Annotated in this window: 26 protein-coding genes and 1 tRNA gene; 9 read left to right on the top strand and 18 right to left on the bottom strand. The window is 66.4% G+C overall.

The features are described from left to right. Nucleotides 1–155: 155 nt before the first annotated feature. Entirely contained in the window at nt 156–629 is a 474-nt protein-coding gene (locus FHR96_RS08630; RefSeq protein ID WP_183387264.1) for an NUDIX hydrolase, read from the bottom strand. Between the two features lie 365 nt (nt 630–994). Then, nucleotides 995–1,084: transfer RNA gene (locus FHR96_RS08635), tRNA-Ser, on the bottom strand. Nucleotides 1,085–1,395: 311 nt separating this feature from the next. Between FHR96_RS08635 and FHR96_RS08640 the strand changes: the two genes are divergently transcribed. The 6 genes from FHR96_RS08640 (at nt 1,396) to FHR96_RS08665 (ending at nt 4,175) form a co-directional block, all read left to right on the top strand. Beyond that, a complete protein-coding gene (locus FHR96_RS08640; protein ID WP_183387265.1) occupies nt 1,396–2,064 on the top strand; it encodes a Bax inhibitor-1/YccA family protein in 669 nt (222 codons plus the stop codon). Nucleotides 2,065–2,131: 67 nt separating this feature from the next. Continuing rightward, complete coding sequence (gene tusD / locus FHR96_RS08645; protein WP_183387266.1) at nt 2,132–2,524, top strand: sulfurtransferase complex subunit TusD; 393 nt, start codon at nt 2,132–2,134, stop codon at nt 2,522–2,524. Between the two features lie 13 nt (nt 2,525–2,537). Continuing rightward, a complete protein-coding gene (gene tusC / locus FHR96_RS08650) occupies nt 2,538–2,918 on the top strand; it encodes a sulfurtransferase complex subunit TusC (protein ID WP_246392865.1) in 381 nt (126 codons plus the stop codon). Nucleotides 2,919–2,941: 23 nt separating this feature from the next. Then, the gene (gene tusB, locus FHR96_RS08655; protein WP_183387267.1) at nt 2,942–3,232 is read left to right on the top strand and encodes a sulfurtransferase complex subunit TusB; all 291 of its coding nucleotides are present in this window, start codon (nt 2,942–2,944) and stop codon (nt 3,230–3,232) included. 3 nt (nt 3,233–3,235) lie between these two features. Continuing rightward, entirely contained in the window at nt 3,236–3,589 is a 354-nt protein-coding gene (locus FHR96_RS08660) for a TusE/DsrC/DsvC family sulfur relay protein (RefSeq protein ID WP_183387268.1), read from the top strand. 1 nt (nt 3,590) lies between these two features. Next, complete coding sequence (locus FHR96_RS08665; RefSeq protein ID WP_183387269.1) at nt 3,591–4,175, top strand: acyl carrier protein phosphodiesterase; 585 nt, start codon at nt 3,591–3,593, stop codon at nt 4,173–4,175. On the opposite strand, the gene FHR96_RS08670 is transcribed toward FHR96_RS08665, so the two are convergent. The 3 genes from FHR96_RS08670 to FHR96_RS08680 all read right to left on the bottom strand — a co-directional run bounded on the left by FHR96_RS08670 (nt 4,155) and on the right by FHR96_RS08680 (nt 6,373). Continuing rightward, complete coding sequence (locus FHR96_RS08670; RefSeq protein WP_183387270.1) at nt 4,155–5,360, bottom strand: molybdopterin molybdotransferase MoeA; 1,206 nt, start codon at nt 5,358–5,360, stop codon at nt 4,155–4,157. The two genes, FHR96_RS08665 and FHR96_RS08670, sit on opposite strands and share 21 nt — an antisense overlap. 162 nt (nt 5,361–5,522) lie before the next feature. Beyond that, entirely contained in the window at nt 5,523–6,044 is a 522-nt protein-coding gene (moaB, locus tag FHR96_RS08675; RefSeq protein ID WP_183387271.1) for a molybdenum cofactor biosynthesis protein B, read from the bottom strand. Next, complete coding sequence (locus tag FHR96_RS08680) at nt 6,041–6,373, bottom strand: DUF1244 domain-containing protein (protein WP_183387272.1); 333 nt, start codon at nt 6,371–6,373, stop codon at nt 6,041–6,043. Before FHR96_RS08680 ends, moaB begins: the two co-directional genes overlap by 4 nt. A gap of 146 nt (nt 6,374–6,519) precedes the next feature. Here FHR96_RS08680 and FHR96_RS08685 point away from each other — a divergent pair, with 146 nt between their 5' ends. Then, entirely contained in the window at nt 6,520–7,362 is an 843-nt protein-coding gene (locus tag FHR96_RS08685; RefSeq protein ID WP_183387273.1) for a formate dehydrogenase accessory sulfurtransferase FdhD, read from the top strand. Between the two features lie 6 nt (nt 7,363–7,368). Here the strand turns inward: FHR96_RS08685 and FHR96_RS08690 are convergent, their stop codons facing one another. After that, nucleotides 7,369–8,001 carry a helix-turn-helix domain-containing protein gene (locus FHR96_RS08690; protein WP_183387274.1) on the bottom strand — a complete coding sequence of 211 codons (633 nt, stop codon included), beginning with the start codon at nt 7,999–8,001 and terminating at the stop codon, nt 7,369–7,371. Between the two features lie 171 nt (nt 8,002–8,172). Beyond that, entirely contained in the window at nt 8,173–9,105 is a 933-nt protein-coding gene (locus FHR96_RS08695; protein ID WP_183387275.1) for a histone deacetylase family protein, read from the bottom strand. A 106-nt stretch (nt 9,106–9,211) separates the two neighbouring features. Between FHR96_RS08695 and FHR96_RS08700 the strand changes: the two genes are divergently transcribed. Further along, nucleotides 9,212–11,959: a bifunctional acetate--CoA ligase family protein/GNAT family N-acetyltransferase gene (locus tag FHR96_RS08700; RefSeq protein ID WP_183387276.1), complete on the top strand. Its 2,748-nt coding sequence runs from the start codon at nt 9,212–9,214 to the stop codon at nt 11,957–11,959. Nucleotides 11,960–11,992: 33 nt separating this feature from the next. Here FHR96_RS08700 and pdxH read toward each other — a convergent pair whose 3' ends face one another. From pdxH to FHR96_RS08735, 7 genes are all read right to left on the bottom strand, one after another. After that, a complete protein-coding gene (gene pdxH, locus FHR96_RS08705) occupies nt 11,993–12,634 on the bottom strand; it encodes a pyridoxamine 5'-phosphate oxidase (RefSeq protein ID WP_183387277.1) in 642 nt (213 codons plus the stop codon). A gap of 213 nt (nt 12,635–12,847) precedes the next feature. After that, complete coding sequence (locus tag FHR96_RS08710; protein ID WP_183387278.1) at nt 12,848–13,240, bottom strand: DUF2069 domain-containing protein; 393 nt, start codon at nt 13,238–13,240, stop codon at nt 12,848–12,850. Next, nucleotides 13,237–13,857 (bottom strand): NAD(P)H:quinone oxidoreductase, encoded by a 621-nt coding sequence (gene wrbA / locus FHR96_RS08715; protein WP_183387279.1) that lies wholly within the window; start codon nt 13,855–13,857, stop codon nt 13,237–13,239. Before wrbA ends, FHR96_RS08710 begins: the two co-directional genes overlap by 4 nt. Before the next feature lie 29 nt (nt 13,858–13,886). Next, entirely contained in the window at nt 13,887–14,228 is a 342-nt protein-coding gene (gene arsC / locus FHR96_RS08720) for an arsenate reductase (glutaredoxin) (protein WP_183387280.1), read from the bottom strand. Nucleotides 14,229–14,407: 179 nt separating this feature from the next. Then, nucleotides 14,408–14,833: a gamma-glutamylcyclotransferase family protein gene (locus FHR96_RS08725; RefSeq protein WP_183387281.1), complete on the bottom strand. Its 426-nt coding sequence runs from the start codon at nt 14,831–14,833 to the stop codon at nt 14,408–14,410. 95 nt (nt 14,834–14,928) lie between these two features. Beyond that, the gene (locus FHR96_RS08730) at nt 14,929–16,233 is read right to left on the bottom strand and encodes a type II toxin-antitoxin system HipA family toxin (RefSeq protein ID WP_183387282.1); all 1,305 of its coding nucleotides are present in this window, start codon (nt 16,231–16,233) and stop codon (nt 14,929–14,931) included. Between the two features lie 3 nt (nt 16,234–16,236). Next, the gene (locus FHR96_RS08735) at nt 16,237–16,497 is read right to left on the bottom strand and encodes a helix-turn-helix domain-containing protein (protein WP_183387283.1); all 261 of its coding nucleotides are present in this window, start codon (nt 16,495–16,497) and stop codon (nt 16,237–16,239) included. A 156-nt stretch (nt 16,498–16,653) separates the two neighbouring features. Between FHR96_RS08735 and smrA the strand changes: the two genes are divergently transcribed. Next, complete coding sequence (smrA, locus tag FHR96_RS08740; RefSeq protein WP_183387284.1) at nt 16,654–17,244, top strand: DNA endonuclease SmrA; 591 nt, start codon at nt 16,654–16,656, stop codon at nt 17,242–17,244. 233 nt (nt 17,245–17,477) lie between these two features. Here the strand turns inward: smrA and FHR96_RS08745 are convergent, their stop codons facing one another. The 4 genes from FHR96_RS08745 to metH all read right to left on the bottom strand — a co-directional run bounded on the left by FHR96_RS08745 (nt 17,478) and on the right by metH (nt 24,875). Beyond that, a complete protein-coding gene (locus FHR96_RS08745) occupies nt 17,478–17,996 on the bottom strand; it encodes a DUF934 domain-containing protein (protein WP_183387285.1) in 519 nt (172 codons plus the stop codon). Beyond that, the gene (locus FHR96_RS08750; RefSeq protein ID WP_183387286.1) at nt 17,989–19,641 is read right to left on the bottom strand and encodes a nitrite/sulfite reductase; all 1,653 of its coding nucleotides are present in this window, start codon (nt 19,639–19,641) and stop codon (nt 17,989–17,991) included. The genes FHR96_RS08745 and FHR96_RS08750 overlap by 8 nt, the downstream gene beginning before the upstream one ends. A gap of 140 nt (nt 19,642–19,781) precedes the next feature. Continuing rightward, nucleotides 19,782–21,110 (bottom strand): MATE family efflux transporter, encoded by a 1,329-nt coding sequence (locus FHR96_RS08755; RefSeq protein WP_183387287.1) that lies wholly within the window; start codon nt 21,108–21,110, stop codon nt 19,782–19,784. A gap of 63 nt (nt 21,111–21,173) precedes the next feature. Next, the gene (gene metH / locus FHR96_RS08760; RefSeq protein WP_183387288.1) at nt 21,174–24,875 is read right to left on the bottom strand and encodes a methionine synthase; all 3,702 of its coding nucleotides are present in this window, start codon (nt 24,873–24,875) and stop codon (nt 21,174–21,176) included. Between the last annotated feature and the right edge of the window lie 290 nt (nt 24,876–25,165).

Genomic DNA, 25,165 nt, shown 5'->3' on the forward strand with positions numbered 1-25,165 from the left:
CACGCGATAAAGCGGATCAGCGAATTCGCTGCTCCCTTGAATTGTGTGTTGCCGTGGCAGCCCGCCATCGCGTTGCACCATCCCACCCATGCTTTAGCGAGCGGCCTGGCATCATCGAAAGCAGACCGCGGCAGGGGCGAAAGCCGCAAGGCGATTTATTCGGCGAGCTCTGCCCGGAAGATGTCGGCACCCTGGAGCGCCACCTCCGCTACGTTTCGGCTAAGCGGGACGCGGCCATCGCCCAGACCCTGAATATCGAAATAGCCGGCTTCGAGGGCATCGTCACCCGCAGCAGGTTCGCCGGCTCGCCAGGTGCACAGCACGGCGATGAGAACGAAGTGATGCCGAAGCCTGCCGTCGTCGCCAACGTCGAACGCATCGATGGCATTGAAGGTCCTGTGCGCGCTTGCCACGATACCGGTTTCTTCGTGCAGTTCGCGCATGGCAGCCTGCTCTATGCTTTCTCCCCGCTCGATCTTTCCACCCGGAAAGCCCCACAGGCCGGCGTCGGGTGGATTGGCGCGACGCACTAGAAGAATCCGGCCGTCCCGAATCAATACGGCAATCGTCGCTACCACGGGGTATGGATCCTCGTGCGTGGTGAAGATGCCTGTGTCTCGATGGGTCATGAGAAGACTCTTGCGGCGTCCGCTCGGCGGTAAATCCTTCGGATCATATCAGCCAGAGGACGCAGGCGCAGCACGGCGGCGCTTGGCCGAAAGAAAGATGGCGGAACGCGCTAAAACGCCATTGTGACAGGTGGATCGTCCAAGCGGTGCAGGTCGCCCCGAGCAAGCCTCGGATGCCGCTTTCTCTCGCAAGCCGGGCCGTCCTCGATTTCCGTGATACCTGCCTTGCGGGCGGTGCAGGGGAAGAGGGAAGAGGGAAGAGGAATGTCGGCCGGTCCCCAAGCCGCTGCTCTGCTGGCGACACCTCAGGGGGCTCGAAAACGAAAAAGGGGATCAGCTAAGTAGCTGATCCCCTTGGAAAAAGGTGGCGGAGGGACAGGGATTCGAACCCTGGGTAGGCTCTCACCTACGCCGGTTTTCAAGACCGGTGCATTCAACCGCTCTGCCATCCCTCCGGCTCACGGCGAGCTACTTTACCATTATTTTTTCGGAGGTCAAGACTCTCGTGCGATCAAGGTGTTATCGCATGTTCTCTGCGCCGGCGAAGATGAGGTCGTGGGGCCGGCCGGCGCGAGCCCCACAGCAGCGCAATGCGCCGGCGTTCGTGGCGACGCCCCATGAATTGGCCGTTGCCGAGCGGCTGCTGGCTGGCTTCGCTGCGCCAGAAGTTCGTTGAATCGCGCCCGGGGCGATACTTGCGTCGGGAACCCCCAGGCGGCATCCTGTGTCCACATTGCCAGGATCAACCAAAGGGAGCTCTGGATCGATGGCTTACCAAGACACACGAGTGACAACGCAGCGGACAGGTGCCGTCAGCGCCAACAAGGTGCTGCGCAATACCTATGGCCTGCTGGCGATGACCTTGTTGTTCTCCGCCGTGACGGCGGGTGCCGCCGTGGCTCTGGGCATCCAGCAGATGAACATCCTGGTCTTCTTCATCGGCGCCTACGGGCTGATGTTCCTGGTCCACAAGACCGCCAACTCCGCCATGGGCCTGCTGGCGACCTTCGCCTTCACCGGGTTCATGGGCTTCACGCTTGGGCCGATCCTCAGTGCCTACCTGACACTGCCAAACGGTGCCGAGCTGATCATGACCGCCCTCGGGCTGACCGGTCTGACGTTCTTCGGTCTTTCCGCCGTGGCGCTGGTGACGCGCAAGGACTTCAGCTTCCTCGCCAACTTCATGATGGCGGGCGCCATCGTGCTGGTGCTGGCCATGGTCGCCGCGCTGATCTTCCAGATCCCCACGCTGTCGCTGATGGTCTCCGCAGGCTTCGTACTGTTTGCCTCCGCGGCCATTCTCTACCAGACCAGCGAGATCGTTCATCGGGCCGGCGAAACCAACTACATTCTCGCGACCATTACCCTCTATGTATCGATCTACAACCTCTTTGTCAGCCTGCTCTCCCTGCTCGGGGTCATGAGCCAGGACTGACGCGTCAAGCGATATGAGGATGCTGGCCCCGCTACGGCGGGGCCAGCCTGTTTCTGCGAGAATGATCATGCGTTATGCGATCCTGCTGATGGGGGCTCCCTACAGCGATCAGGCCAGCCATTCGGCGCTGCGTTTTGCCCGAGCGCTGGTGGCACGGGGGCATCGCCTCGAAGCGGTGTTCTTCTACCATGACGGGGTCTACAATGCGGCCCGGCTGGCGGCACCGCCCCAGGATGAGCCGCATCTGGTCGACGGTTGGGTGGCGCTTCATGACGATCATGGTGTCGCCTTGCAGGTATGCATCGCGGCGGCACTGCGTCGCGGCCTGATGGACGCGCGAGAGGCTGCCCGTCATGGCAAGGAAGGACATAGCGTCGCTGAGCCGTTCGAGCTGACCGGGGTAGGGCAACTGGTCGACCTGGGTCAGCGCTGTGACCGGCTGGTGACCTTCGGGCCTTGAAAAGAGAGGAACGATGAGCCACGACAATGACATGCCTGACGGCGAGCTGCTGGTCATCCTGCGTCATGGTCCCCACGGCAGCAGTTGGCTGCGCGAAGGCCTGGACGTGGCCCTGGTGGCGGCCGCCTTCGGGCGCCGGGTCTCGTTGCTTTTCATGGGAGATGGCGTCTTGGCACTCCTCGCCGGGCAGGGTACCGGTGCCCTGGGGCAGAAAGGCACCGCGCCGACACTCGAGATGCTCGAGATGTATGATATCGAGACGCTATGGGTCGAGGCCGAGGCCCTGGCGCGCTTCGGGTTGGACGAGCACGAGCTGATGCTTGCCCCCCAAGCCCTGACCGCCGAGGCGATCGCCCATGCGGTCGAGACGCATCCTCGGGTGCTGACCTTCTAGCCTCGGCCTGGAGCCTGACGACCATGAAACTCCATATCGTGAATCGTTCGCCGGCCAGCAGCCGCGTCTACGGCCAGGCGCTGTCCGCCATGGGGCCGGACGACCGACTGCTGCTGATCGAGGATGGCGTGCAGGGAGCCTTGCCCCAACTGGTCCGCTACTATGAGGACATCCCGGGACGGCTCTATGCGCTGCGCGAGGATCTGGAGGCGCGTGGTCTGCTTGGCCACTGCGACGCCTCGGTGCAGGTGGTGGACGTGGATGGCTTCGTCCAGTTGACCGAAGAAGCCGAACAGACATTGAGCTGGTACTGAGTCATGGCGAGCACCGAAATATACCGTTATCTATCCGTGCCGGAAGGCAATATCGGGCTCGACCCGGAGGGCTATCTGGTCGACCTCGGCCAATGGTCATCCACGGTGGCCGAGGCCTTGGCGGAAGAGGAAGGGATGACGCTGGAAGCCGAGCACTGGGAAGTGCTCGAGGTGCTGCGCGAATTCTATGCCCGTTACCAGATGGCACCGGCCATGCGGCCCCTGGTCAAGGCCGTCGGCCGCGAGCTGGGGCCTGACAAGGGGCGCTCGATCCATCTGATGCGGCTGTTCCCCGGCAGCCCCGCCAAGTTGGCGGCGCGCCTGGCGGGATTGCCCAAACCGACCAATTGCCTGTGACATGAACTTCCTGGCCCACGGCTGGCTCGCGCGCGGCGGCAGCGACGACTTCCTCTACGGCAACTTGATCGCCGACGGCGTCAAGGGCGCCGACCTGTCGGCGTGGCCGACGGCAGTGGCGGAGGGGATCCGCCACCATCGTCGCGTGGATGCCTTCGTCGATGGTCATGCGGTGATCGGCGAGATGAAGGACAGGGCTCCCCGCGGTGGGCGCCGCGTCGCCGGCATCGCCCTCGATCTGATGTGGGATCACTGTCTGGCACGCCGCTTGACGATAGCCGAACGCGACTGGCTGATTCCCCGCTGCTACCGGCTGCTGGAGACGCGGCCGGCCCCGACGCGCCTGGCGGCCATGGCGCCGGCCCTGGTCAGCCAGGACTGGCTGCGCGGCTATGCGGATTTTCGCTTCACCTGCCGGGCCGTGGCGGGGCTGGGGCGACGGCTCTCGGGACCCAACCGGCTTGCGGAGTTGCTGCCCTGGCTCGAGCGCGACTATATGGCCCTGGACGAGGCCTTCGAGCGCCTGTGGCCGGACCTCGAGGCCAGGCTCGGGGTCCGGCCGGGGTCAGTCGACCCGCAGCCATAGGCAGTCCACGGCAGCGCCTTTCGCCAGCGATGTCTCGGGCGGGACGATGGCCAGGGCATCGGCCCCCACGCAGGACGACAGTACGCCGGAGTTCTGGTCGCGGAAGGCGTGGGCGGTGATGCCTTCGGCGGTGAAATCCAGGGTCACGCGCATGTAATGCTGGCGGGGGCCGGTGTGCGTCTCGAAGGCGGCACGGGCGTTGAGCCGGGGCAGGCTGCCAAGGGCAGGGCAGTCCAGCAGCGCTCCCATCAGCGGACGCAGGAACAGCCAGGCGCCGACGAAGCCGGACACCGGGTTGCCTGGCAGCCCCACGAAGCGCACCTCGCCGCTGGCGCCGGGCAGGCGCCCCAGCGCCAACGGCTTGCCGGGGCGAATCGCCAGCCGCCACAGGTCGAGCCGGCCCAGCGCCTCGACGGCGCCACGGACGTGATCCTCTTCCCCCACGCTGACACCACCGGTGGTGATGACCACATCCGCCTGTTCGGCGGCCTGGGCGAGCAGGCGCCGCGTTCCCTCGGCGGTATCCGGGACAGTGGCGACCTGAATGACGTCGGCGCCGAAACGGGTCAGCAGTTCGCGCAGCATGGGGCGGTTCGAGTTGTAGATCTGTCCCGGGCCCAGCGGCTGGCCGGGCTCGACGATCTCGTCTCCGGTGGAGAGCAGCGCGACCCGCGGGCGACACCGGACCGAGACGTCGGTGATGCCCTGGCCGGCGAGATGGCCGAGTGCTGCGGCATCGAGACGCGTGCCGGCGCCAAGCAGGCATGCGCCGGCCGCCACGTCGCGGCCGCGACGACGCAGGTTGTCGCCGGACGGGACGTCGGCGGGAATCCATGCCTGCTCGCCGTCCAGTTCGACCTTTTCCTGCATGACCACGCAATCGGCGCCGGGCGGGATCTCGCCACCGGTGAAGATGCGTGCGCAGCTTCCGCGCTCGAGCGGCGTGGCCACTGCACCGGCGGTGATCCGTTGGCGGACCGGCAGCCAGCGACCGGCGTCGTCGTGATGCAGCGCATAGCCGTCCATGGCGCTGTTGTCGAAGGGCGGCACGTCGAGCTGGGCCGCCACGTCCTCGGCCAGCACTCGTCCCGCGGCCTCCGAGGTCGACAGGCGCTCGGCACCGAGCGGCACGACGTCCTCGAGCAGGGCGGTGAGCGCGGCCTCGACCGGCTTGAGCTCAGCCATGGGTGCCTCGCTCCGGAATCATCGGGTTGGCAGGACCTTGCAGAGAGTGACACGGCGTGTGTCGCCGGGTGCTGGTGTCATCCATGAGTGCCTCGCTCCGGAATCATCGGGTTGGCAGGACCTTGCAGAGAGTGACACGGCGTGTGTCGCCGGGTGCTGGTGTCATCCATGGGTGCCTCGCTCCGGAATCACCAGGTTGGCGAAATTACACGGCTTGTGTCGGCTGTCGAGCTGCTCGGCGAGGATGCCGTCCCAGCCGGTGCGGCAGGCGCCGGTGGAGCCGGGCAGGCAGAACACCACGGTGGCGTTGGCCAGCCCGCCCAGGCAGCGACTCTGCACCGTGGAGCTGCCCACCTCGTGCCAGGAAAGCTGGCGGAACAGTTCACCGAAGCCCTCGATGCGCTTGTCGAGCAGCACCGAGACCGCCTCGGGCGTGGAGTCGCGACCGGTGAAGCCGGTGCCGCCGGTGGTCAAGACCACCTGGACCTCGGGATCGGCGATCCAGACGGCCACCACGGCGCGGATGCGGTAGACGTCATCGGCGACGATACGCTTGTCGGCCAGTCGATGGCCGGCGGCGGTGAGACGCTCGACCAGCGCCTGGCCGCTGCGGTCGGTGTCCTCGGTGCGGGTATCCGAGACCGTCAGAACCGCCACCGACAGCGGGATCATCGCCTCGCTCATGAGTCGGCGTCCTGCTTGGCCGCTGCCTTCTGTTGCTGGCGAGCCTCGAAGGCGGCCTGCTGTTCCGGCGTGGCGTCGGCCTGATACTTGGCCTTCCACTCACCGTAGGGCATGCCGTAGACGTATTCCCGTGCAGCCTCGTAGTTCACGGTTTCTCCGCGCTCCTCGGCCGCGGCGACCAGCCATTTGGAAAGGCAGTTGCGGCAGAAGTCGGCGAGAATCATCAGGTCGATGTTCTGCACTTCCTTGTGCTCGTCCAGGTGGCGAAGCAGGCGACGGAAGGCGGCGGCTTCGAGCTCGGTGCGGGTGCTGTCGTCCAGGTGTTGCATGGTATTGACTCCGTTGTCGTTCTGGCCCATCGGGTAGGCGTCCAGCTTACCAAATGTCGGGGTGGCTGGGGCGTCAGCGATCGAGTCGCGACGTCGCGCCTGGAGTGCCATCATGAGGGAAGCCTGTCGCCATCGGAGTCTCGCCCATGTCGTCGATTCGGCTTAGTCGCGCCCGCTTGCCGGCCACCCTGGAGATCCGCGTCGTCGACGAGTTTGGCGAGGCGCGCCGCCAGGCGATCGCCGCCGAGCGTGCCTTGACGATCTATCTCAATCGTCGCGAGATCGTCACCCTGATGACGCTGGGCGACGACCCCGAGGCCCTGGTGGTCGGCTACCTGCGTAACCAGGCACTGATCGAGCGGCTCGAGGATCTCGAGGCGGTTCACGTGGACTGGGAGGTCGAAGCGGCGGCCGTGGTGACGCGTCGCGAACCCGCCGACCTGGAGGCGCGCCTGGGCCAGCGTACCGTGACCACCGGCTGCGGCCAGGGCACGGTATTCGGCCGGCTGCTCGAGGCCACCGACCTGCACGCGCCGCTGCCGACCCATTTGCGCCAGTCGGTGCTCTATTCGCTCCTCGAGAATCTCGGCGCCTATAACGCCACCTACCGCAGCGCCGGGGCGGTGCATGGCTGCGCGCTGTGTCGCCAGGCCAGGGTGCTGGATTTCGTCGAGGACGTGGGGCGGCATAATGCGGTCGATACCCTGGCGGGACGCCAGTGGCTGGGTGAGGGGAGCGCCGAGCCGCCGGATATCTTCTACACCACGGGGCGGCTGACCTCCGAAATGGTACTCAAGGTGGCCCAGTTGGGGATCGGCGTGCTGGTATCGCGCTCCGGGGTGACCCAGAAGGGGGTAGAGCTCGCCGAGCGTTTCGGGGTGCTGCTGATTGCTCGTGCCAAGGGCAAGCATTTTCAGGCCATCGGCGCCGAGGGGCGTCTCGAGCTGGACGCCATTCCCCCGCGCCGGCCTGGGGATCGAGCGGGCTGAGCGCGGCTATTGGGTCTCGCGCGGCGTGCACACCGAGAGGACCACGGCATCTTCCTCGCTCACCGAGACCAGGGCATGGCCCATGTCGCTGTCGAAGTAGATGCTGTCGCCCTTGGCCAGGTGCAGGGGTTCGTAGAACTCCGAGAACAGCTGAATCTCGCCCTCCAGCACCATCAGGAACTCCTCGCCGTCATGGCGCACCCATTGGCAGAATTCCTCGAAGCTGCGTGCCCGCACGATGGTCTTGAAGGGGATCATGCGCTTCTGGGCCATCTCGCAGCTGAGCAGCTCGTGCTCGTAGGTCGGAGTCGGATGCTGTTGCCCCTCGCCGCGGCGGGTCAAATCGCGGCGTCCCATGGTGCGCGACTGGGGACGCGGCTGGGAGAGCAGTTGCGGCAGGTCGATGTCGAGTCCGCTGATCAGCTTCTGCACGGCGCTGAAGGTCGGCGAGATCTGATCGTTCTCGATCTTGGACAGGGTCGAGCGCGCCAGCCCGGTGCGTTCGCTGACGTCGCCCAGGGTCCACTGATTTGCCAGGCGGATCTCCTTGAGGCGCTCGCCAAGGCGCAGTGGCTCGACGAAGGGCTTGCGCCCGGAGGCAATGCGTAGCGCGGCCTCCTGGTCTTTGGTGGCGGTCATGGAAGATTCACTATTGGAAACAAGGTTTCCTACAGGCTACCACATCCGCCAGCGCATGCAGACTCCCGTCGCGACGCTGAACAGGCCGGCTGCGACGTCGTCCGGGGGCGATGACGCGGGCAGCGAGGTTTCCCGCCATCGAGAAACCTGACGCCATGGTCAGGTCCGGGGTCAGTCGAAGGGCAGCCCCAGCAGTGCCTTGAGATGTGCCGCCGCACCGCGCCCCAGGGCGTCGGGGTCGTAGCCGCCCTCCAGCACCGAGACCAGGCGGTTGTCGGCGTAAAGGGCAGCGATCTCCATGGCGAGTCGGGTCACCCAGTGGTAGTCCTCGTCGTCCAGGCACAGCTCGGCCAGGGGATCATCGCGGTGGGCATCGAAGCCGGCCGAGACCAGCACCAGGTCGGGCTTGAAGGCATGAAGGGCGGGCAACCAGTCGTCTTCGACGGCGCGTCGAAAGGCGGCCCCGTCGGTGCCGGCGGGCAGCGGCGTGTCGACCACGTTGCGATGCTCGTTGCGCAGGTAGCGCCAGGGGTAGAAGGGATACTGGTAGCTGGTGCAGATCAGCACTTCGGGATCGTCACGGAAGATATCGATGGTGCCGTTGCACTGATGGACGTCGAAATCGAGGATGGCGACTCGCTGGGCACTATACCTGGCCCTGGCATGGGCCGCGCCCACCGCCACGTTGTTGTAGAAGCAAAAGCCCATGGCATCGGTCGCTTCGGCGTGATGGCCGGGCGGGCGCACCGCGCAGAAGACGTTGTCGGCCTGGTGGCGGAATACCTGGTCGACCCCGCGGACCACGGCGCCGGCGGCATGGCGTGCGGCCAGCAGGCTGTCCGGATTCATCAGGGTATCGCCGTCGAGCGCTATCAGGCCGTGCTCGGGCAGGCACTCTTCCAGGGCTCTCAGGTGGCGGGGGGGATGCACCCGAGCAAGCTGCTCGTCGGTGGCCAGGGGGGCGTCACCCTGCATGGTCTGCTGGAGGAGGCCGTCGCGCATCAGCCGCGCATGGATGGCCTCCAGGCGCAGCGGGCTTTCGGGGTGATCGGGGCCCATGTGATGGCGTTGGCAGTCAGGGTGGGTGAGATAGGCCGTAATCATGCTAGCGCTCCGTCCAGGTTCCCTTACCCTAAGCGCGCTGGGCCCTTGCGGAACAGTGGCCATAAGTCGTACACAGGAGACTGTTTGCCCGCCACGGAGTCGCCCGATGAGCACCCGCTTTCTGCACCATTTCTTCGAACCGCGCACCATTGCCGTCGTGGGCGCTTCGGAAAAGCCCCACTCGATGGGGGGGCTGGTGATCCGCAACCTGCAGGAGGGGGGATTTCGCGGTGAGCTGTGGGCGGTCAACCCGAAGGGCTACGATGCCGTCTACGGCGTGCCTTGCGTCACCGGCGTGGGGCGTCTGCCGGACGTGCCGGACCTGGCGGTCATCTGTGCCCCGGTCACCCGCGTGCCGCGGTTGATCGGTGAGCTGGGGCGCTTCGGGGTCCGGGCGGCCCTGGTGCTGTCGGGCGGCGCCCATCTGGATGACGAGCGCGACGGCAAGGGATCGATTCGCGGACGCATGCTTGCCGCGGCGCGGGAATCCGGCATCCGGGTGCTGGGACCGGAATGCATGGGCTTGATCGTGCCCGGGCGGCATCTCAATGCTTCCTATGCCAGCCAGCCGATCGCCAAGGGGCGGGTGGCTTACCTGGGCCAGTCGGGCATGCTCGGCAATGCCATGATCGACTGGGCCGCCGGGCGAGGCATCGGCTTCTCGCACCTGGTGACCGTTGGCGACAGCGTCGATGTGCTGTTGCCCGACCTGATCGACTACCTCAACCAGTATGCTCCGACCCAGGCACTGCTGCTGCACCTGGAGCGCATTCTCGATGCCCAGCACTTCATGACCGCGGTGCGAGAGGCCTCGCGGCATCGCCTGGTGCTGGCGATCAAGAGCGGCCGTACCGCTGCCTCGGACATTTCCAACCTGCCTCCCACCCCGGGCGTCGCCAACCGCGACCAGGTCTTCGATGCCGCCTTCGCCCGGGCCGGCGTGGTCCGGGTCGATGATTCCGATGAACTGTTCGATGCCCTGGAGACCCTGTCGCGCATGAGACCGCTGAAGCGCGATCGTCTGGCGGTGGTCTCCAACGGCTTAGGGCCGGCGATGCTGGCGATCGACAAGCTGGTCAGCGCCGGTGGGCGGCTGGCGAGTTTCTCCGAGGCGACCCGCGACGCGCTGTGTCGCGATGACGTGGACGTCAGCAAGCCCGGGGAGAATCCGGTGGACCTGGGCGGCAACGCCACGCCGGAGCGTTTCGTCGAGGCCATCGAGCTGGTGGCCGCCGATCCCGGCGTCGATGCCGTGCTGGTGGTGCATGCGCCGACGCGGCTGGCGCCTTCCGGTGACACGGCCCGTGCGGTGATCGAGGCGCGCAGGCGTTTCCGGCGCAACCTGCTGACCAGCTGGATGGGGCTGGAGGAGGCGTTGACGGCACGTCATGCCTGCAACGAGGCCGGCATTCCCACCTACATCTCGCCGGAGAAGGCGGTCAAGGCCTTCATGCACATGGTCGATTATCAGCGCGTCCAGGCGCTCCTCCAGGAGACGCCGCCGAGCCTGCCGTTTGCGACGACCCGCGAGAGCCGGGCGGCGTCGCGGGCGTTGATCGATGAAGCGAAAGCCGCAGGGCGTGAATGCCTGGACCACTCCGAGACGGCGCGTGTGCTCGAGGCGTACGGCATCCCGGTGGCGACCAGCCGCTATGTGACGACGCCCGAACAGGCGGCGGAGGCGACCGGCGAGCTGGAGGGCCCCCTGGCGCTCAAGGTGGTCCACGACGGTAATTGCCGGCCCTTTCGCTACCGGCAGCACCCTCACAAGCTGTCTGCCGGGCTGTTGCAGGACCTGGAAGGCGCGGAGCGGGTAGCCGAAGGCGTCCGGCGGCTGGGCGACAAGGTGGCAGAGAAGTTTCCCGAGTTTCGGGTGCGCGAGTATTGCCTGCAGTCGATGCAGCGTGGCAAGCACTCGATGCAGCTGTGTGCCGGCATCACCCGGGATCCGGTGTTCGGCCCGGTGATCGTGTTCGGGATCGGCGGATACAAGGTCAACATCCTGGCCGATCGCCAGGTGGCCCTGCCGCCGCTGAACATGAGCCTGGCGGCGGATCTCGTCGACAGGACCCATGCCGCGCGGCTGATCCGCGAGCATTCGCGGCATCCGTCGCGGGACCTCGAGCGCATCGGTGAGCTGCTGGTGACGCTGTCGCAGATGGCCACCGATCTCACCGAACTGCGTGGCCTGGAACTGAACCCGCTGGTGCTCAACCGTGACGGCATGCTGGCGGTGGATTTCGCCATGGACTTGGGGACGCCGGCGCGCTTCGCGATCATGCCCTATCCGGAGGAACTGCGAGAGTGGGTGACGCTGAACAACGGTTGGGAGGTCGAGGTGCGGCCGATTCGTGCCGAGGATGCCCCGCTGATCGAGGGTTTCCATCGCCAGCTATCCGAGGAGAGCATTCGTTTTCGCTACTTCCACAACAAGGCCGACCTCAGTCAGCGCGACCTGTCGATGCTCTCGCACATCAACTACGATCGCCAGATGGCCTTCATCGCCGAGCATCCTCTTGCCGAGGGCGGCAAGGAGATGCTGGGGGTGGTGCGGGTGTGGAACGACCCGGACAACATCCGCACCGAGTTCTCGATCATCGTGCGTGACGACCTGCACGGGCTTGGCATCGGTAGCCTGCTGATGGACAAGATGATCCGCTATTGCCGAAGCGTGGGAACCCTGGAGATGATCGGCAAGATCATGATCGACAACCAGCCGATGCGCGCGTTGATGAAGCAGCTCGGTTTCACGCTGCGCTTCAATCTGGAGGAGCAGGTCGTGGATGCGGTCCTGCGGCTTAACGAGCCTGCGAGCGACTGGCAGCGACACCGACTCGACAGTCTGCCGGATTGACGTTCCCCGCCACGGCGGGGAACGCAAGCACCTTCACGGTGCCAGGCGGAAGCGCTGCCAGTGGTCATCGCGACGCTCGAAGCGGATGCGATCGTGTAGACGGCTCGGTTGGCCCTGCCAGAACTCGATCATCTCGGGGACGAGGCGATAGCCGCCCCAGTGCACGGGACGCGGGATCTCTTGCCCCTCATAGGCCTGCTCGAAGCGAGCCTCGCGTTCCTCGAGCCAGTTCCTGTCGGGAATCACCACGCTCTGGGTGGCGACCCAGGCACCCAACTGGCTGGCACGGGGACGGCTGGCAAAGTAGGCATCGGATTCCTTTTCCCCGACCTGCTCGACCGGTCCTTCCACGCGAACCTGTCGCGACAGCGACGGCCACCAGAATACCAGGGCCGCATAAGGCACATTGGCCAGCTCGCTGCCCTTGTGGCTGTGGTAGTTGCTGTAGAAGACCAGGCCTTGTTCATCGGCGGCCTTGAGCAGTACCACCCGGGCATGGGGGCGTCCCTGGCTGTCGACGGTGGCCAGTGTCATGGCGTTGCCGTCTTCGCCTTCGGCGTCGAGTGCCAGGGCCAGCCAGTCGTCGAACAGCGCCAAGGGATGGTCGGGTAGTTGGGTCTCGTCCAGGCGGCCGCCCTCGTAGTCGCGCCTGATGTCGGCGATATTGCGTGTCATGGTGTTCTCCTAGAATGTCCCCTCATGGTCGCCGGTTGCCGGTGAGAGCTCAACCGTTGGTGGGGATGCATGGGATTATCTTACGCCAGACGGGGGGTATTCCCTTGAGCTGGATCATCGCCGTTGACCGGTGTCGGTGCCTCGCGCCAGTGGGGAGGGAGTCCGTGACGATCGCCTCGCGAGGCATCGCGGGACCGAGCCGGGCCCATGGCCTCAGCTCGCCTTGACCTGGCGGCTGCGAAAACGCGCATAGCCCATGCAACCGGTGAACAGTGCCAGCGACACCAAGGCTTCCAGGACGCCGCGCAGCCCCTCGCCGGGCAGGGTGGCGACCATCACGCCCTGGGCGAAGTAGAGCAGGCTGACGAAGGCCAGCCAGGCATGGCCGCGGGCCCGGCGAGCCAGGATCGACGGCAGGAACAGCACCAGCGGCAGCACGAAGGCGACCAGGGGGCCGACGGCACTGCCGTCGCTTTGCACCGCCACCCCGCGATAGAGCATCAGGGCGATCAGCACGGCATAGCTGAGGATGACCAGGCGCCGCGATTCGGTCGTCAGGGTATCCAGCCCACGGCGAGCCTCGAGATCTTCCAGCCAGCGTCTCATGGGCGACCTCCGGCATGGGCCAGGCTCAAGGCCAGTCTGGCGATCCGCTGGCCCTGGGCATGGGCCAGCTGGCGCTCCGACTCGTCGAGCGGCCGGTCGCTGCGCTTGCCGGCCAGGTGGCTGGCGCCATAGGGGGTGCCGCCGGCCTGGGTCTCCATCAGCGCGGTCTCGCTGTAGGGCAGCCCGGCATAGACCATGCCGTGGTGCAGCAGCGGCAGCAGCATGCTGATCAGGGTGGTTTCCTGGCCCCCGTGGAGGCTCGACGTGGACGTGAAGGCGGTGGCGGGTTTGTCCACCAGGGCGCCGCCCAGCCAAAGCTCGCTGGTGGTATCGATGAAATGCTTGAGCGGGGCGGCCATGTTGCCGAAACGCGTGGGGCTTCCCAGCGCCAGGCCAGCGCAGTGGCGCAGGTCGTCGAGATCGGCGTAGATCGCACCCTCCTCGGGGATCTCCGGATCCACCGCCTCGCAGGTCGGCGAGACCGGGGGCACGGTGCGCAGCCGTGCCTCGATGCCGCGGCAGGATTCGACCCCGGCGGCCAGGCGCTCGGCCATGGCCCGGGTGGCGCCGTGGCGCGAATAGTAGAGGATCAGCACATAAGGCAGGGAGGCAGTCATGTCACTTCCTGATACCGGGACGGGAAAGCTCAGTCGAGCAGGGCGAGAATATCTTCCGGCGGTCGGCCGATGATCGCCCGGCTGCCATCGTCGGCGATGGGGCGTTGCATGATCCTGGGGTGGGCCACGATGGCATCCACCACCTGGTCGGGGTCGTCGGCATCGGCACCGAGGGCCTTCCACTCGGCCTCGCTGGAGCGCACCAGGGCTCGCGGCTCGGCCGTCAGGCGTGACAGCAGGGCGCGCAGCTCGGCACCGTCGAGGGGCGTGTCGAGATAGCGGCGAACCGTGACATCGACGCCGCGTTCCTCCAGCAGGGCCAAGGCCTGACGCGACTTGGAACAGCGCGGATTATGGAGGAGGGTGATCATGGGCGGTCCTTGTTTTGCTGGTATGAACGTTTCGCTGGGATGAACGCGGCTCATTGTAGGCCGCGGCGGAACGCCCCCACAACCATGCTGGTCAGGCCCACTGCCGCTGAGGCAAAGGGGATGGAGATACTAAATTATACCGTTATCTTCTTGTGGCACCTAGACTACGACTCTCCCCGCTAGTGTGATGGCAGCCGTCGGTAGGCCCAGACATCATCGCCATCGGCCAGCGTCACCCGTACCCGGCGATAACGCACGCCCAACCGCTCGTAGCGATCCAGTCGAGCCAGCTCGTCGGCGCTGACCGTCAGACGCAGGCCTTCCACTCGATCTCCGGGGCTCGGAGCCAGGTCGAGGCCGGTTCGCCGGTAGCCGTCCAGCGTTGCCGCTGTCGGCTCGCCGGTGCGGCCATAGACCAGCCAGCGTACCGGGGCATGGGTCAGGGTGCCGTAGACGAAGAGGGCATGCGGACCCTCGCCGATCGGTGCCAGATGATCGGGCCGCTCGTAGGTCCAGGGGCTGAGCAGGGTCAGCCATAGCCAGGCGGCGACCGCCAGCGGGGTGGCCAGCAGCGGCAGGCCGATCAGCAGGCGCGGGGAGGGCATGGGCGTGGGCTCCGGGATGGCATGACGCCGCCCATGCTGCCATATCCGGCGGTTCGCCCGACAGCGCCGCTCGGTCCGACACGGCGACCCATTGCTCAGTCGAGGAATGCCGCCAATCCGGCGGCCTGACGGAGGACACCCTCGAAGATGGGCTCGCTGGTGGCGGCCGGGAAATCGCTGGGCAGGCGAGTCGCCAGATCGTTGACGACGCGTTCGGCGGCGCCGGCGATCTCGCCCATCAGCATGCCGACACGCTCGGGGGAATAATCGACCTGTGTCGCGGTGGCGATGAAGTGACGTGGCGCCATTCTCGCCCATCGGTAGTGGCGGTTCTTGCCCTTCAACGCCATGGCCATCTTGGCCCGTTCCGGGGCCATGCTGCCCTGGTGCATCAAGGGATAGGCCGATATCACGTCATACATCGGCGTCATGCGATAAGCGCTTCCCGGCTCGAGGAACAGGCTGAAGTTCTTGGCATGTCCATCGATGGCGGCCAGCAGCCAGAAGAGAAGCTGTGCCTTGAAGAACCTGTCCCGATCCAGGCCGGCCTGCTGGGAGCCGCGCAGCAGGCGCATGGCCTGCGCGATACCCGGGCCACCATCGCTTTCATACTTCAGCGCCGGGGCGATCCCCAGCGCCTGGCAGAAGTCTTCCTGGGGCAGTCGCATCAGCCAGGAGCCGTCCCGCGACCAGCGTCGGTCGAAGCGCTCGACGACGAGCACTTCCTGGCCACCGAAGCGGGCGAGTTCGGTACGGGCCACCGGAAGCCCGAAGGCCTCCAGCAGGCGCAGGCATAGCCACTCGTTGGCGTTGCTCTGGCGCAGGTCGATGTTACTGTGTTCCAGAAAACCGATCGGTAGCTTGAAGATATGGCTGGTGGGCGTGCTGCCGGTGGGGCGCTGCCATTGGCCCTGGTGCCAGAGCAGAGCCGTCTTTTCCTGGGCGCCAGCCAGCGAGATGCGGAAATCCTGCCCCTCGGCCATGCCCAGGGGGGCGTCCTGGTAGCCGGACAGTAGCGCCTCGATGGCCCGCTCATCGAGCGGTGCGGCGGTGACGGCATGGACGTCGCCGGTCGCGGCGTCTTCGGGGTAGAGCTGTATCGCGCCGACGCAGTCGCGGCCTATGCTGGCCAGCAGGTCGAAGGGATGCCGCGTCGGTACCCGGAAACGGGCCTGCATGCGGGCCCGTATCGCCTCCGAATCCGGCAGCAGATTGTCGAAGAAGTTGAAGACGACCTGGCCGCGATATGCTGCCGTGGTGAGGGGGAGCGACAGCGAAATAGCCCGGGCACCTGGCCGGTCGACCCATTCCGGCCGGTACTGGAAGGTCATGGCGCCGGACCGCGCCATGCCCAGCGTGCCGATGTCGATGCCATTCATCGCGACGGTGAGGTTCGCCATGGCCTACCACTCCTGGTCCCAGCGCGCCTCGCTGCCCGTCGAGTCCTCGGGCCGGTCGCGTTCGGTGACGTGCAGTTCCAGTTCGAGCGCCGACAGCAGCTTGAACAGCGTCTCGAGCCGGCTGCGCTCCGGGTGGTGTTCGAAGCCGGAGACGGTCGCCTGCTTGATGCCGATCTGCTCGGCGGTGGCCTGCTGCGTCAGGTGGCGACGCTTGCGCGCGTTCTTCAGCGAGTGCGCGAGCATCTCGGGTGAGGTGATCTTCATGATATCCCCTATAGAGGATAAAAATGTGTTTATCCGCTATAGAGGATATTAGCACAATATCCTTTGTAGCGGATATTATGGCGTCATCTCGACATGTGATGGCACTGAGCCATTTGCTAGGATGAGCGTTCTACCCAGCTGGCCAGGAGGTGTGCCATGACGGACCTTCACGACGATGCCGATTTCCAGGCCCTGATGGGCGACGTGAAACCCTTGTCGCGCGGCCAGGGCCGGGCGCATACCGGCCAGACCCGCCGAGTGCCCACCGAGGCTCAGCTCGCCAAGCGCGAAAGCGCCGCCGGCGGCGACTCGGGCCGCGATATCCTCTCCGACGACTTCGTCGACCTGGTGCCGCCCTTCGATCCGCTCGACTTCCGTCGCGACGGCATCCAGCGTGGGGTAGCGGAGCGACTGCGCCACGGTGGCTATCCGATGCAGGCCAGCCTGCACCTGCTGCGTCGCCCGGTGGAGGAGGCCCGGCGGGCGCTGCCGGCGTTCCTGCGCGAGGCCGTCGAGCACGACCTGCGCTCGGTGATGATCGTCCACGGCCGTGGGCGCGAGATCGATAGCCCCGCCAACGTGCTGCGCTCCTACCTGGCCAAGTGGCTGCCCGCCTTCGACGAGGTCCAGGCGTTCGCTTCGGCGAGCCAGGCCGACGGTGGCCTGGGCGCCACCTGGGTGATGCTGCGCAAGAGCGAGCGGGCCAGGGCGGCCAATCGGGAGCGCCAGCAGAAGCGCCGGGGTTAGGCCAGGCAACGTGACTGCGCTCCCGCCAATGCAAGTGGGAGCGCAGATCTTCTGCCGGTTCGACGCCTCGACGAATGGCGCCGTCAGGCGCCCAAATATGCGCAGCGAGGCGGCGAAGTATCGTGCTGGAGGCCGGACTCGCGGCCTCGCAGACTCAGCATTCGATCTCGGCTGCCAGACACGATGAAGCCGGCCCATGGGCCGGCTTCATCGTGTCTGGCGAGGCGATCGCGTCAGGCGACTTCGCCCTTGTGGGCCTCGCGCAGGCGGCGCCGGAACAGCGGTTCCGGGTCGTCGGTGCCGGGCTGGTAGCTGCGGCTGAAGGTGCTCAGGGCGTTGAGGGCGTCCTCGACGATCTGGTCCTCGCGCAGCGAGAAGGCGTCGAAGCCGCAGCGCGACATGTAGAACAGCTGGTCGATCAGCACGTCGCCGATGGCGCGGATCTGGCCCTTGTAGCCGTGCCGCTCGCGCAGCAGGCGAGCGATGCTGTAGCCGCGGCCGTCGGTGAACTTCGGGAAGTCGATGGCCACCAGCGGGGCGGCTTCGAGTTCACGCGCCAGTTCAGCGGTCATCTCGGTGTCGCTGGGCAGCCAGGGCGCGACGTCGTCGCCCTTGGCCGATGCCTGCCAGTCGGCAAGCGGCAGCAGGGCCGGCTGGCCCTCGGGACGCTGAGCGGCATCCTCGCAGAGGACCCACTCATCGGTCACGACGCGCCGGTCGACGATCAGGGGGCGGGAAATCTGCTCAGGCATAGACACGCTCCTTGAAGGGTTTGAGGCCGATGCGGCGATAGGTATCGAGGAAGGTCTCGTCGGGGGTGCGCTCGCCGACGTAGACCTGCAGCAGCTTGTCGATCACGCCGGGTACGTCCTCGCGATAGAAGGAGGGGCCGAGGATCTTGCCAAGCGAAGACGCATTGCCCTGGCTGCCGCCCAGCGAGATCTGATAGTACTCCTCGCCCTTCTTGTCGACGCCAAGAATGCCGATGTTGCCGACGTGGTGGTGTCCGCAGGCATTCATGCAGCCGGAGATGTTGAGCTCCAGCGGGCCCAGGTCGTAGAGGAAGTCGAGGTCCTCGAAGCGTTCCTGGATGGCATGGGCGACCGGGATCGACTTGGCGTTGGCCAGGCCGCAGTAGTCGCCACCGGGGCAGCAGATCAGGTCGGCCAGGGTACCCACGGTGGGATTGGCCAGGCCAAGCTCGTCGAGACGCTGCCAGAGCTCCTCGATGCGGTCTACCGGCACATCGGTCAGCACCAGGTTCTGCTCGTGGGTCACGCGCAGCTCGCCGTAGCTGAACTCGTCGGCCAGGTCGGCGATGGCGCCCATCTGCTCGGAGGTGACGTCACCCGGCGAGTGCTCGCGACGCTTCAGCGACAGGGTGACGGCCTTGTAGCCAGCGACCTTGTGGTCGGTGACGTTGTTGGTCACGAAGCGGGCGAAGGCGCGATTGTCGGCGCGCAATGCCTCATAGGCCTCGATCGCCTCGGCACCGATCTCGCGACGCTCGGGATCGACGAAGTGCTCGGTCACGGCGGCCACCGCCTCGTCGGTGAGGGTCTGGGGGCCATCCTTGAGGTGCGCCCACTCTTCCTCGACGCGGCGACGGAACTCGTCGACGCCCAGCGCCTTGACCAGGATCTTGATGCGCGCCTTGAACTTGTTGTCGCGGCGGCCGAACTGGTTGTAGACCCGCAGGATCGCCTCGAGATAGGTCAGCAGGTGCTGCCAGGGCAGGTCCTCGCAGACCACGCTGCCGATCATCGGCGTACGGCCCAGGCCACCGCCGGCCAGCACGCTGACGCGCACCTCGCCGGCGTCGTCGCGCCAGAAGCGCAGGCCCACGTCGTGGACCTGGATCGCCGCGCGATCGTCCTCGGCGCCGGTCACCGCGATCTTGAACTTGCGCGGCAGGTAGGCGAATTCGGGGTGGAAGGTGGACCACTGACGAATCAGCTCGCACCAGGGCCGCGGGTCGACCTGTTCGTCGGCGGCGATGCCGGAGAACTGGTCGGTGGACGTGTTGCGGATGTCGTTGCCGCTGGTCTGGATGGCGTGCATCTGCACGCTGGCCAGATCGGCCAGGATGTCGGGAACATCCTCGAGCTTCGGCCAGTTCAACTGCAGATTGGTACGCGTGGTGAAGTGACCGTAGCCGCGGTCGTAGCGGGCAGCGATCTCTCCCAACTTGCGCAGCTGGTAGGAGGCCAGCATGCCGTAGGGAATGGCGATGCGCAGCATCGGCGCATAGCGCTGGATATAGAGACCGTTCTGCACGCGCAGCGGCAGAAATTCCTCGTCGCTGATCTTGCCCTCGAGGTAGCGACGCATCTGGTCGCGGAACTGGGCGACGCGTTCGTCGACCAGGGTCTGGTCATGGGTGTCGTAGCGATACATTCAGCGCTTACCTGCAACAGGAGAGTGGTGAAGCTTGGCGACTACCTTAACGGGCCGCAATTATTCTATAAAAGAATAAATCTTCATAGTTTATATTCGAAATGGAATGAGGCTGGGCGTTCACGCATGATCGTCCCGCCTCACACCGCGAGCCGCTGCCAGCCGCGGCGCTGCCAGATCAGCATGAAGCCGGCGGAGTTCAGGCAGCGATAGCCGAGCTGGACCCACCAGATGCCGAGCAGGCCGGCGTCCTGGTGAACGCCGACCCACCAGGCCAGCGGCAGGAAGACCAGCCACTGCAGCGTCAGGGTGGTGGTCATCACCGTACGCTGTGCGCCGGCGCCCAGCAGCGCCTGAGCGAATACCAGGGCCGCAGCGTCGAGCACGATCATGGCCGCCGTCAACTGCAGCGGCAGGCGACCCAGGTCAATCAGTTGCGCGTCGTGAAGAAACAGCCCCAGCACGGCGTCGGGGAACAGCACCATCGGCAGCGCGATCAGCGCCAGGCAGGGCCAGGCCAGGCGCACCACATCCCAGCCCCAGCGATGGGCGTCGAGGTGATCCTGGCGCCCCAGCGACTGGCCAACCAGGCTCATCGCCGCCATGCCCATGCCGACGCCGGGCAGGATCAACAGCAGCGAGAGGTTCACCAGCACGTGGCCGACCGCCACGCTGGCGGTACCGATCTGTCCCAGGATCCAGAACAGCACCGCATAGCCGGCGGCGAACCAGATCTGCTGGAAGGAGTGCGGTACGGCCAGGCGCAGGGTGGTGGCGAAGGTGACCGCGCAGGGGCGACGCGTCAGGAAACCGCTGCTGCGAGCCTGACGCAGGCTGTGCAGTGCCCACAGCGCGAGGCCGGCGAACAGCGACAGGCTGGTACCGGCGCCGGCGCCGGCCGCGCCCATGGCGGGCAGGCCGGCGAGTCCGAAGATCAGGCCGATGCTGGCCACCACGTTGATCAGGTGCATGGCCAGGATGATGCGCAGGTAGAGGCCGGTCTGCTGGATGCCGTTCCAGTAGCCGCGGAAGCACAGGATCATGGCCACCGGCACAAGCGATATGACCCGCCACTGGAAATAGCCGACCGCCTCGGCGTTCACCGCCGGGTCCTGGTTGATCAGCGCCAGCAGGGCCGGTGCCTGCCACAGGCACAGCAGCGTCAACGGGCCGGCCACGGTCAGCGCGATCGAGAGCCCGGCGTTGAGCGACACGGCGCGGTTCTTCCAGTCCTGCTCGCCGTGACGGCGCGCCGCCTGGGCCTGGACGCCGGATGACAGCCCGAACACTACCGCGGTGATCAGGAAGATGGCGTATCCGCCGATGCCCACGGCGGCCAGCGGGACCTCGCCGAGCGAGCCTACCAGGGCGGCATCGACGAGATTGAGCAGGCTCTGGGTGAGCATGCCGCCGATGATCGGCAGGGCGAGGCGCAGGATGGTCTGGCGACGTGAGGACTCAGGCAGCATGCCGGCTTCCAGCGATGATGAAGCCGGGCCCGTCAAGCGGGCCCGGGGCGAGAGCGGCCACGATCAGCTCGGGTCGTAGGACAGCACCGGCGACAGCCAGCGCTCCAGCTCGGCCAGCGTCATGCCCTTGCGGCTGGCCAGCGCCTCGACCTGGTCGCGGGTGATCTTGCCGGTCGAGAAGTACTTCGACTGGGGATGGGCGAAGTACCAGCCGGAGACCGCGGCAGCGGGCCACATGGCGAAACTGTCGGTGAGTTCGAGGCCGGTGTTGGCCTCGGCATCGAGCAGCCGGAACAGGGTCGCCTTCTCGGTGTGGTCGGGGCAGGCCGGATAGCCCGGTGCCGGGCGGATGCCGCGATACTTCTCGGCGATCAGCGCCTCGTTGTCGAGGGTCTCGTCGGCGGCATAGCCCCAGAATTCCTTGCGCACCCGCTCGTGCATGTGCTCGGCGAAGGCTTCGGCCAGGCGGTCGGCCAGCGCCTGGACCATGATGGCGTTGTAGTCGTCGCCGGCCGCCTTGTAGCGGTTGGCGAGTTCCTCGACGCCATGACCGGTGGTGACGGCGAAGCCGCCGATCCAGTCCGGCTTGCCCGAGTCCTTGGGGGCGATGAAGTCGGCCAGGCTGTAGCAGACGCCCTCGCGGTTCTTGGTGGTCTGCTGGCGGATGTGATGCAGCCGCTCGATAACCTCGCGGCGCGACTCGTCGGCATAGACCTCGACGACGTCGTCATCGACGACGTTGGCCGGCCACTGGCCGATCACCCCACGGGCCTGGATGAGATGCTCGTCGATCAGCTTGGCGAGCATCGCCTGGGCGTCGGCGAACAGGCTCCTGGCCGCCTCGCCGACCACCTCGTCGTCGAGAATCTTCGGATACTTGCCGGCCAGCTCCCAGCTCATGAAGAACGGCGTCCAGTCGATGCGCTCGACCAGCGAGCTCAGCTCGTAGTCGTCGAACACCTTGAGGCCGGTGAAGCCCGGCGCCGGCGGCGTGTAGTCGTTCCAGTCGTAGACCGGCTTTCGCGCGCGGGCCTCGGCATAGGAGAGGTCCGCCGCCTTGGGGCGGCGCTTGGCATTGCGCTCGCGGACCTTCTCGTACTCGGCGCGAATCTCGGCCACGTACTCGGGCTTCTGGGTAGGTGACAGTAGCTTGCCGGCCACGCCCACGGCCCGGGAGGCGTCGGTGACGTAGATCACCGGATGCTCGTAGCCCGGCTCGATCTTGACCGCGGTGTGGGCCTTGGAGGTGGTGGCGCCGCCGATCAGCAGCGGGAGCTCGAAGCCCTGGCGCTGCATCTCCTTGGCGACGTGGACCATCTCGTCCAGCGACGGGGTGATCAGCCCGGAGAGCCCGATGATGTCGGCGTTCTCTTCCTTCGCCGTCTGCAGGATCTTCTCCGCCGGGACCATCACGCCGAGGTCGATCACCTCGTAGTTGTTGCACTGCAGGACCACGCCGACGATGTTCTTGCCGATGTCGTGGACGTCGCCCTTGACCGTGGCCATGACGATCTTGCCCTTGGCCTGGGTGTCGGCACTTTTCTCGGCCTCGATGTAGGGGATCAGATAGGCCACGGCCTGCTTCATGACCCGCGCCGACTTGACCACCTGGGGCAGGAACATCTTGCCGGCGCCGAACAGGTCGCCGACCACGTTCATGCCGTCCATCAGCGGCCCCTCGATCACCTCGATGGGGCGCGTGGCACGTTGGCGGGCGAGCTCGGTGTCTTCCTCGATGTAGGCGGTGATGCCCTTGACCAGCGCATGCTCGATACGCTTCTCGACCTCCCAGCTGCGCCACTCGAGGTCTTCCTTCTTGGCGCCGCCGGAGCCGTCGCCCTTGTACTCGTCGGCGATCTCGAGCAGCCGTTCGGTACTGTCGCTGCGACGGTTGAGCACCACGTCCTCGACCGCCTCGCGCAGGGCCTCGGGCAGGTCGTCGTAGACCGCCAGCTGGCCGGCGTTGACGATGCCCATGGTCAGCCCGGCGCGTATGGCGTGGTAGAGGAACACCGAGTGGATCGCCTCGCGCACCGGGTTGTTGCCGCGGAACGAGAAGGAAACGTTCGACACTCCGCCGGAGACCATGGCGTGAGGCAGGTGCTCGCGAATCCAGCGGGTGGCTTCGATGAAGTCGACGGCGTAGTTGTCGTGCTCCTCGATGCCGGTGGCAATGGCGAAGATGTTGGGGTCGAAGATGATGTCTTCGGCGGGGAAGCCGATCTCGTCGACCAGCAGGCGATAGGCGCGCTGGCAGATCTCGGTCTTGCGCGCGAAGGTGTCGGCCTGGCCCTGCTCGTCGAAGGCCATCACCACCACGGCGGCGCCATAGCGCATGCACTTGGTGGCCTGCTCGCGGAAGGCGTCCTCGCCTTCCTTCATCGAGATCGAGTTGACCACCGCCTTGCCCTGGATGCACTTGAGGCCGGCCTCGACGATCTCCCACTTGGAGGAGTCGACCATGATCGGCACCCGAGCGATGTCGGGCTCGCCGGCGATCAGGTTGAGGAAGCGCACCATGGCCTCCTCGGACTCCAGCATGCCCTCGTCCATGTTGACGTCGATGACCTGGGCGCCGTTCTCGACCTGCTCCAGGGCCACCTCCAGGGCGGTGGTGTAGTCCTCTTCCTTGATCAGCCGCTTGAAGCGCGCCGAACCGGTGACGTTGGTGCGCTCGCCGACGTTCACGAACAGCGAGTCGTGGGCGATGTTGAACGGCTCGAGGCCGGACAGCCGGCAGGACAGCGGGCGCTCGGGCACCTGGCGGGGCGCGGTATCCCGGATCGCCCGGTGAATGGCGGCGATATGCTCCGGGGTAGAGCCGCAGCAGCCGCCGATGATATTGACCAGGCCGCTGGCGGCGAACTCGGCGACGATGGCCGCCATCTCTTCCGGCGTCTGGTCGTACTCGCCGAACTCGTTGGGCAGGCCGGCGTTGGGATGCGCCGAGACGAAGGTGTCGGCCTTGTCGGAAAGCTCCTGCAGATAGGGCCGCAGCTCCTCGGCGCCCAGCGCACAGTTCAGGCCTACGGAGAGCGGCTTGGCGTGGCGGATCGAGTTCCAGAACGCTTCGGTGGTCTGGCCGGACAGGGTACGGCCGGAGGCGTCGGTGATGGTGCCGGAGATCATTACCGGCAGGCGTTCGCCGCGCTCCTCGAACAGCTCTTCCAGGGCGTAGATGGCGGCCTTGGCGTTCAGGGTATCGAAGATGGTCTCGATCAGGATCAGGTCGCTGCCGCCCTCGACCAGCGCCTCGGCGGCCTCGCGATAGTTGTCGCGCAGCGCATCGAAGGTGACGTTGCGCTTGGCCGGGTCGTTGACGTCCGGCGACAGCGAGGCGGTACGCGAGGTCGGGCCCAGCACGCCGGCCACATAGCGCGGCACGCCGGTTTCCTCGGCCACGGCGTCGCAGACGGCGCGGGCCAGGCGGGCCGACTCGCGGTTGAGCTCGGCCACCAGCGCTTCCATGCCGTAGTCGGCCTGGGACAGCCGGGTGCTGTTGAAGGTGTTGGTCTCGACGATGTCGGCGCCGGCTTCCAGGTAGTCGCGATGGATGCGCGTCACCAGGTCCGGGCAGGTCAGCGCCAGCAGGTCGTTGTTGCCCTTCAGATCGGTGGGCCAGTCGGCGAACCGCTCCCCGCGGAATTCCTCCTCCGAAAGCGCGGCGTTCTGCAGCATGGTGCCCATGCCGCCGTCGAGCATAAGGATGCGCCGGCGGAGGCTGTCGGAGAGGGTGGCGGTCAGGGGAGTCGGAACGGCGGCCATGGGTCGGGTCAATCTCCAGCGTAAGGGCATCGGGGCACGACGACGGCGCGATGTTATGGGAGTGGGGCGTCCGTCGAGGATCGGCACGGGGCCGGACAGGCGCCACATCTTAGCAAAACCCGCGGCGCCGGGGCAGGGGCCGCGGAGAGGAGCTTCCTTCATGGTGCTCTTGAGCGAGGCTCATGCTGGCAAGAGGCAAGAGGCAAGAGGCAAGAGGCAAGAGGCAAGAGGCAAGAGGCAAGAGGCAAGAGGCAAGAGGCAAGAGGCAAGAGGCAAGAGGCAAGAGGCAA

Source organism: Halomonas organivorans (assembly GCF_014192055.1).
In the GTDB taxonomy this organism is placed as follows: domain Bacteria; phylum Pseudomonadota; class Gammaproteobacteria; order Pseudomonadales; family Halomonadaceae; genus Halomonas; species Halomonas organivorans.

What these genes read in the sequence shown, in the direction of transcription:
- arsC (WP_183387280.1), bottom strand. Translation starts at nt 14,228, where the DNA reads ATGATCACCCTCCTCCATAATCCGCGCTGTTCCAAGTCGCGTCAGGCC.
- FHR96_RS08670 (WP_183387270.1), bottom strand. Translation starts at nt 5,360, where the DNA reads ATGGCTGAGCTCAAGCCGGTCGAGGCCGCGCTCACCGCCCTGCTCGAG.
- tusB (WP_183387267.1), top strand. Translation starts at nt 2,942, where the DNA reads ATGAAACTCCATATCGTGAATCGTTCGCCGGCCAGCAGCCGCGTCTAC.
- FHR96_RS08695 (WP_183387275.1), bottom strand. Translation starts at nt 9,105, where the DNA reads ATGATTACGGCCTATCTCACCCACCCTGACTGCCAACGCCATCACATG.
- FHR96_RS08750 (WP_183387286.1), bottom strand. Translation starts at nt 19,641, where the DNA reads ATGTATCGCTACGACACCCATGACCAGACCCTGGTCGACGAACGCGTC.
- pdxH (WP_183387277.1), bottom strand. Translation starts at nt 12,634, where the DNA reads ATGACACGCAATATCGCCGACATCAGGCGCGACTACGAGGGCGGCCGC.
- FHR96_RS08735 (WP_183387283.1), bottom strand. Translation starts at nt 16,497, where the DNA reads ATGAAGATCACCTCACCCGAGATGCTCGCGCACTCGCTGAAGAACGCG.
- FHR96_RS08730 (WP_183387282.1), bottom strand. Translation starts at nt 16,233, where the DNA reads ATGGCGAACCTCACCGTCGCGATGAATGGCATCGACATCGGCACGCTG.
- tusC (WP_246392865.1), top strand. Translation starts at nt 2,538, where the DNA reads ATGAGCCACGACAATGACATGCCTGACGGCGAGCTGCTGGTCATCCTG.
- FHR96_RS08745 (WP_183387285.1), bottom strand. Translation starts at nt 17,996, where the DNA reads ATGCCTGAGCAGATTTCCCGCCCCCTGATCGTCGACCGGCGCGTCGTG.
- FHR96_RS08665 (WP_183387269.1), top strand. Translation starts at nt 3,591, where the DNA reads ATGAACTTCCTGGCCCACGGCTGGCTCGCGCGCGGCGGCAGCGACGAC.
- FHR96_RS08725 (WP_183387281.1), bottom strand. Translation starts at nt 14,833, where the DNA reads ATGCCCTCCCCGCGCCTGCTGATCGGCCTGCCGCTGCTGGCCACCCCG.
- tusD (WP_183387266.1), top strand. Translation starts at nt 2,132, where the DNA reads ATGCGTTATGCGATCCTGCTGATGGGGGCTCCCTACAGCGATCAGGCC.
- smrA (WP_183387284.1), top strand. Translation starts at nt 16,654, where the DNA reads ATGACGGACCTTCACGACGATGCCGATTTCCAGGCCCTGATGGGCGAC.
- FHR96_RS08700 (WP_183387276.1), top strand. Translation starts at nt 9,212, where the DNA reads ATGAGCACCCGCTTTCTGCACCATTTCTTCGAACCGCGCACCATTGCC.
- FHR96_RS08690 (WP_183387274.1), bottom strand. Translation starts at nt 8,001, where the DNA reads ATGACCGCCACCAAAGACCAGGAGGCCGCGCTACGCATTGCCTCCGGG.
- wrbA (WP_183387279.1), bottom strand. Translation starts at nt 13,857, where the DNA reads ATGACTGCCTCCCTGCCTTATGTGCTGATCCTCTACTATTCGCGCCAC.
- FHR96_RS08680 (WP_183387272.1), bottom strand. Translation starts at nt 6,373, where the DNA reads ATGCAACACCTGGACGACAGCACCCGCACCGAGCTCGAAGCCGCCGCC.
- FHR96_RS08660 (WP_183387268.1), top strand. Translation starts at nt 3,236, where the DNA reads ATGGCGAGCACCGAAATATACCGTTATCTATCCGTGCCGGAAGGCAAT.
- FHR96_RS08755 (WP_183387287.1), bottom strand. Translation starts at nt 21,110, where the DNA reads ATGCTGCCTGAGTCCTCACGTCGCCAGACCATCCTGCGCCTCGCCCTG.
- metH (WP_183387288.1), bottom strand. Translation starts at nt 24,875, where the DNA reads ATGGCCGCCGTTCCGACTCCCCTGACCGCCACCCTCTCCGACAGCCTC.
- FHR96_RS08640 (WP_183387265.1), top strand. Translation starts at nt 1,396, where the DNA reads ATGGCTTACCAAGACACACGAGTGACAACGCAGCGGACAGGTGCCGTC.
- FHR96_RS08630 (WP_183387264.1), bottom strand. Translation starts at nt 629, where the DNA reads ATGACCCATCGAGACACAGGCATCTTCACCACGCACGAGGATCCATAC.
- FHR96_RS08710 (WP_183387278.1), bottom strand. Translation starts at nt 13,240, where the DNA reads ATGAGACGCTGGCTGGAAGATCTCGAGGCTCGCCGTGGGCTGGATACC.
- moaB (WP_183387271.1), bottom strand. Translation starts at nt 6,044, where the DNA reads ATGAGCGAGGCGATGATCCCGCTGTCGGTGGCGGTTCTGACGGTCTCG.
- FHR96_RS08685 (WP_183387273.1), top strand. Translation starts at nt 6,520, where the DNA reads ATGTCGTCGATTCGGCTTAGTCGCGCCCGCTTGCCGGCCACCCTGGAG.